Consider the following 6,267-nt stretch of genomic DNA (forward strand, 5'->3'; position numbering starts at 1 on the left):
TCCCTATCCTTCTCCCCTTGGGGAGAAGGAAATCTGGACGCGGTCGTCCCAGGCGGCCTTAATGGTCCGATGCGTCCGCTGATCCTCGCCATCGACCAGGGCACCACCTCGACCCGGGCCATCGCCTTCGAGCTTGAGACCGATGGCGGCCTGTCGCCCGTCGCCGTCAGCCAGATCGAACTGGCCCAGCATTTCCCGGCCTCGGGCTGGGTCGAACACGACGCCGCCGAGATCTGGACCGCCACGCTCCAGACCTGCCGCGAGGTGATCCGCAAGGCCGGGGGCGTGGCCCGCTTCGCCTGCGTCGGCATCACCAATCAGCGCGAGACCTCGGTGTTGTGGGACGTCGCGACGGGCCAGCCGCTGCACCGCGCCATCGTCTGGCAGGACCGGCGCACCGCCCCGGTCACCGCCGCCCTGGCCGAGGCGGGCCATGAACCGATGGTCCAGGCCGCGACCGGCCTGATCCTGGACCCCTATTTCTCGGCGACCAAATACGCCTGGCTGCTGGACGCCGTGCCGGGCGCCCGCGAACGAGCCGCGCGCGGCGAGGTCAAGCTGGGCACGATCGAAAGCTGGCTGGTGTGGAAACTGACCGGCGGCGCGTCCCATGTCACGGACGCCACCAACGCCAGCCGCACCTCGCTGATGGATCTGAGGGCGCGCGAATGGCGCGACGACCTGTGCGCCCTGTTCCGGGTGCCCCGGATCGCCCTGCCCGCGATCAGGAGCTGCGCCGAGACGCTGGGGACCTGCGATCCGGCCCTGTTCGGCCTGGCCCTGCCCGTCACCGGGGCGGCGGGCGACCAGCAGGCGGCCCTGGTCGGGCATGGGGCGCTGAACCCCGGCGACGCCAAGATCACCTATGGCACCGGCGCCTTCCTGGTCGCCAATGTCGGCGCGCAGCCGGTCGCCTCGACCCGACGCCTTCTGGGCACGCTGGGCTATGAGGCGGGCGGCGTGGCGGCCTATGCGGAGGAAGGCTCGATCTTCTCGGCCGGCTCGGCGGTCCAGTGGCTGCGCGACGGGGCGAAAATGATCTCCGAAAGCCGCCAGTCCGAGGCCATGGCCCAGTCCCTGCCCGACAACGGCGGCGTCTATCTGGTGCCCGGCTTCACCGGCCTGGGCGCGCCGTGGTGGGAGGCCGATGCGCGCGGCGCCGTGGTCGGCCTGACCCGCGATTCCGGCCCGGCCCATTTCGTCCGCGCCGCCCTGGAGAGCCTGGCCTATCAGACCCGCGATCTGCTGGACGCCCTGGCCGACGACGGCGCCCCCCGGCTGAAGACGTTGAAGGTCGACGGCGGCGTCACGGCCAATGCCTTCGCCATGCAGTTTGTGGCCGACATCTGCCAGGTCGAGGTCGAGCGCCCCGCCTTCCAAGAGATGACCGCCCTGGGCGCCGCGCGCCTGGCCGCCCTGGGCGCCGGTCTGGTTCCCGACCTGTCGGCCGCCCCCGCCCAGGCCCCCGCCCGCTGGACCCCGCGCATGGGCGCCGAGGAACGCGAGCGCCTGTTGAAGGGCTGGCGCGCCGCCGTCCGGGCCGCCATCATCGCCGCCAAATGAGCGACGCCGTCAACGATCCCCAAGCCGACCCTCAGGCCGCCTTCTCCGGCACGCGCGAGGTCGACCCCCGCCATGCGCTGGACGTCGAGCGCCTGGACGCCTGGATGCGCGCCAACGTCGCGGACTACGCCGGTCCCCTGACGATCCGTCAGTTCAAGGGCGGCCAGTCGAACCCGACCTATGAGCTGACCACCCCTTCGGGCGCCTATGTGCTGCGTCGCAAGCCGCCAGGGGTTCTGTTGCCCAGCGCCCATGCCGTGGACCGCGAATTCCGCGTCATCTCGGCCCTGCACGCGCGCGGCTATCCGGTCGCCCGGCCCCATGCCCTGTGTACGGATGAAGCGGTCGTCGGCTCGATCTTCTATGTCATGGACAGGGTCCAGGGCCGGGTGTTCTGGGACCTGAAACTGCCCGGCCTGACGCCCGACGAACGCCGCGCCGTCTATCACGCCCAGACCGACGCCCTGGCCGATCTGCACGGCTTTGACCCGGTCGAACTGGACCTGGCCGACTATGGCCCGCCGGGAAATTATTTCGCCCGCCAGGTCGGCCGCTGGACCAAACAGTATCGCGCGTCCGAGATCGACCCGATCCCCGACATGGACCGGCTGATCGCCTTCCTGCCCGACAGTCTGCCGCCCGAGGCCCCGGCCCGGGTCGTCCACGGCGACTTCCGTCTGGACAATATGATCCTGGCGCCGAGCGCGCCGAAGGTGCTGGCCGTGCTGGACTGGGAGCTGTCGACCCTGGGCGATCCGATGGCCGATCTGTCCTATCTGCTGATCGCCTGGGCCATTCCGGCGACGTTGCGGAACGGCCTGGCGGGCGCCGATCTGGAGGCCTTGGGCATCCCGTCGGTCGCGGAGACGGTGGATCGCTACGCCGCCCGACGGGGTTCGGCGGCGCCGACCAACCTGGACTGGCTGACCGCCTACAACCTGTTCCGCCTGGCCGCCATCTGCCAGGGCATCGCCGGCCGGGTGCGGGACGGCACGGCCGCCTCAAGCCACGCCAAGACCATGGCCGCCCAGGTCGAGCCGTTGTCGGCGGCCGCGTGGGCCTTCGCCAAGAAGGCCGGGGCTTGAGAGCGTAGCCGCCCCCTCCACCACTTCGTGGTCCCCCTCCCCCGCCGCGCGGGGGAGGATCGCCTCAAAAAGCGAGTGACCGTGTCGCGAGCGTTAGGCGGCCGGGCTTCAGCCCGGCTCACCCACCAGAGTAAAGGGCGCCCAGAAGGCCGGGTGGGTCCAGGCGCGGTTGGCGCGCACGGCCCGCATCCCCGCTTGCAGCGCCCGCGCCCGGTCGCCGACATCGGCGCCCGGCGCATCCAGGGCCGCGAAGCTGGAGGTGATCAGTTCGGTCGTGGCCGCGTCCGACACCTCCCAGTGCGACACCAGCACCGACCGCGCCCCGGCGTAGAAGAAGGCCCGCGCCAAGCCCGACAGACCCTCGCCCCCCGGACGCCCGTCCGAGGCCGCCGTATTGCAGGCCGACAGCACCACGAACTCGGCGTTCAGCCTCAGTCGCGCCGCCTCGGACGCGCTCAGATAGCCGTCGTCGGCCTCGGTCGCCTGGTCGGGCGGGGTCATCACCAGCCCCGGCTCGGCCGCCGTCGATCCGGCCATCAGCCCGTGGGTCGAAAACACCACGAACCGCGCGTTCGATAGGGCGACGGCGTCGCCTTGCCGCACAGCCGTCTCGGTGGCCTCGCCGCCGATGCGCACCAGGGCGCGCGGATAGCGGGTCTTCAGCGCCTCCAGCTCGGTCTTGGAGCCGGGCAGATAGGGCAGGGCCTTCAACCGCGACACATCGGCCAGCCGCCCTTCGCCCAGGATGGAGTCCGCCGCGGGCGCCCCGCGTGAGGCGTAGTCCGGCGCCCCGGCCAATATCGGCGCCCCGAAGGCGGCCAGGGTGAAGCCCCGGTTCTCGGCGCGCGCCGCCGGTCGCGGCGCGGACGCGGCGGCCGAGGGCGGGCAGCCGGGGCTGCGCAGCGCCGGGTCCGACACCAGGTGACAGCGCAGGGCCTTCAGGCTCGACACCGACGGCAGGGTGGCCAGGGCGTAACGGTCGATCAGCCACGGCGTCGCGGCCAGGGCCTCGGCCGTGTCGGCTCCCGTCGGCGCCTCGGTCGACAACACCGCCAGCGGCAGGGTGGTCAGGGCGCCGGTGACCACGGTGATCAGGGTCGACTTGCCTTCGAACACCCCCTCGACCGGTTCGATCAGTTCAGCGTACAGCCGGTGCGCCTCGGCCCGGTCGAAGGCGGCGACCGGCCGCCCGGCGAAGATGGAGGGGTCCAGGTCGCTGCGGTTCTGGGCCGCCGTGGTCAGGGATTCGCGCAGTTTCGCCACCGCGGCTGTCATGGCCGCGTCGCCCAGGTCCTCGGCCCGCGCCCATTCGACCCGGTCGCGCGACAGGCCCCAGACATAGGCCGCCTCGGGGTTCACCAGCACCAGCAGCAGGGCCTCGTCCGGCTTCAGCAACGCCTGGGTTTCGGCCACCGTCAGGGCGCGCGGACTGGTCAGTTCGGCATAAGCGGGAAAACGCGCCTCGATGTCGGCGTCCACGGCGGTCAGCCGGGCGCGCACCTGTTCATAATCGGCGCGGGCGGCGGCGCGGCGGTCGCGTCCCTCGTCGCCCTGAACGGCGTAGAGCCGCTCCAGCTCCAGTTCCAGCGCGTCGCGACGGCCCAGCAGGGTCTCGCGTTCCTCGGCCAGCCGCCCCAGGGCGTCGTCGCCCTCGGCGAACCGGGCCGAGACCTTGGCCAGGGCGTCGGCGGCGTCCGAGGCGATGGCCCATTGCGCCGCTTCGAAGGCCTCGGCGCGCAGGGATTCGGGCGTGTCCTCGACCCGCGCCGCGCCCGATCCGGCCAACAACAGACCGGCGCCCAGGGCGATCGCCGCGGCCGTTCGTCGTCCGATGCCCCTCATGTCCCGTCTCCTCAGTTGGTCAGGATCTGGACCCGCGTCCAGACCGCGCCCCGGTTGACGATGTCCACCCGCATCCGCCCATCGGCCCGCGGCTGGGTCGTGCAGACCGGATAATGATCGCCGAAACCGTCGCGACAGACCAGCGTTCCGTCCGCATCGCGCACCGTCAGATTGATGTCGGTGTCGCCGTCGCCGATGGCCGCGACCCGCAGCACCTCGCCGCCCTTGGCCTCGACCTCGAACCAATAGGTCTCGCGCGGCTCGATCTGTTTGACGGTGAACACCGGCCCGCGTCCGAACGGCGAACTCAGCACCCCGCGCGTCCCCGCCGCCTTCAGCCGCGCCACGGCGTCCAGCACCGCCTGACTGCCCTGGGCGAAACCCGCCGCCTCGTCCAGCAGGGCGTCCGGGGTCAGGATCGGGGCGTCGCCGCCCGCCCGCACCGGAACCTCGGCCAGCAGGCGCGCGGCCATGATCAGGGCGCCGGGGTCGCGCCGCTCACGTCCCCATTGCGCCAGCTCCGCCGCTGTCACCGCCTGGGCCACGCCCCGCGCCTCGGCCGCCGCATCAGCCGTCGGATCGACGTGAACCGGCTCTTGGGCGAAGGCTCCGGTCCCGGCCGACAGGGCCGCGACGCCGATCAGGCTGACGAACAGACGCTTCATCACGAACTCGATCCTCGTTCCTCGAACAGCACGCGGCGGTTCGACCGGACCATGCCCCGGATCATGCGGATCGGAAACTGATTGAAGATGACCAGGCCCGCGAACGGCCTGGATCGTCACCCTAGCCGACGGCGGCGCTCAGGATGCGGCGGTCGGCCTTGGACTGGACCAGAACGGCCACGGCTTCACCCTCGGCGTCGCCGTCCGGCAGGCGGAACAGCATCGGCCGCCCGCGCCAGTCGCCCAGCTTGGTCAGGCGGCGCACGACATTGACGTGCCGCACACGTTGGCCCCGGTTGTCGCCGCGCGCCACCGTCACCTCCTGGGGACCGGGGGTGAAGGTCACGGCCCAGACCTCGGCCCCGCCGGCCGGGGCGCGGCCCGATCCCACGCCCACGGCGTCGCCGCTGTCGCGGAATTCGATCTCGGGCGGAAAGACGCGGCGCTCGGCCTGGGCGTCGATGGCCGCCTGCAGCGGCTCGGGCCGCGCCTGGGCCTGACGCGCGCCGTCCAGAATGACCTGGGGCGTCGGCAGGGCGCGCAGTTTCAGCGCCGTGCGATAGGCCCGTTGCCGCGCCGCGAACTCGGGCTTGGCGAAGGTGTCGGTCCAGCCCAGATAGTCCCAATAGTCGACGGCGTAGGTCAGGGCGATGACCCCCGGTTCGGCCGCCACGGTCTCGACCGCGCGATTGGCCTCGGGGCAGCCGGCGCAGCCCTGGGCGGTGAACAGTTCGACCACCACCGGCTCGTCCTGGGTCGCCGGAACCTGGACCGCGCGCGCACGGCTGGGCTGGGCGGCGCCGCCCGCCGCCAATGCGCCGACCGCCACGGCGGCCGCGCCCAGAATCCAACCCCTCGCCTTCATGGAGGCGGACTAAATCACCTCCGGCGCGACCCCGCCCCTCATTTTCGCGTGAGGCGAGGGTCACCGTCCCATGGAATGGAAGGTGGATCGTCGGCGAGGCCGACGAGACGCAGGGGCGGGCGAAGCTTGCGGCGATCAGCCCCTCCGCCGCCTTCGGCTGTCCCCCTGCCCGCCATGCGGGGAGGACATCAGTCCATCAACTGCTGCGCCAGATAGACGTAGTGCCGCGCCCAGCGGCGGGCGTTGG

General features: G+C 72.0%; 5 protein-coding genes. 2 read left to right on the forward strand and 3 right to left on the reverse strand.

Annotated features, from left to right (window positions below):
- Positions 1-69 precede the first annotated feature (69 nt).
- Together glpK and V7D63_RS02930 are read left to right on the forward strand one after the other, a co-directional pair.
- On the forward strand, positions 70-1,563 hold the full coding sequence (glpK, locus tag V7D63_RS02925; protein WP_333590754.1) for a glycerol kinase GlpK: 1,494 nt from the start codon (positions 70-72) through the stop codon (positions 1,561-1,563).
- Positions 1,560-2,648 (forward strand): phosphotransferase family protein, encoded by a 1,089-nt coding sequence (locus V7D63_RS02930; protein WP_333590755.1) that lies wholly within the window; start codon positions 1,560-1,562, stop codon positions 2,646-2,648. Before glpK ends, V7D63_RS02930 begins: the two co-directional genes overlap by 4 nt.
- Before the next feature lie 108 nt (positions 2,649-2,756).
- Here the strand turns inward: V7D63_RS02930 and V7D63_RS02935 are convergent, their stop codons facing one another.
- From V7D63_RS02935 to V7D63_RS02945, 3 genes are all read right to left on the reverse strand, one after another.
- Positions 2,757-4,490, reverse strand: a complete 1,734-nt coding sequence (locus V7D63_RS02935) for a CHAT domain-containing protein (protein WP_333590756.1) — start codon at positions 4,488-4,490, stop codon at positions 2,757-2,759.
- A gap of 11 nt (positions 4,491-4,501) precedes the next feature.
- Positions 4,502-5,155 (reverse strand): hypothetical protein, encoded by a 654-nt coding sequence (locus tag V7D63_RS02940; protein WP_333590757.1) that lies wholly within the window; start codon positions 5,153-5,155, stop codon positions 4,502-4,504.
- Between the two features lie 121 nt (positions 5,156-5,276).
- Complete coding sequence (locus V7D63_RS02945; protein ID WP_333590758.1) at positions 5,277-6,020, reverse strand: DUF1223 domain-containing protein; 744 nt, start codon at positions 6,018-6,020, stop codon at positions 5,277-5,279.
- Positions 6,021-6,267 lie beyond the last annotated feature (247 nt).

Origin of the sequence: Brevundimonas sp. (genome assembly GCF_036732845.1) — a bacterium.
Classification (GTDB): Bacteria; Pseudomonadota; Alphaproteobacteria; order Caulobacterales; family Caulobacteraceae; genus Brevundimonas.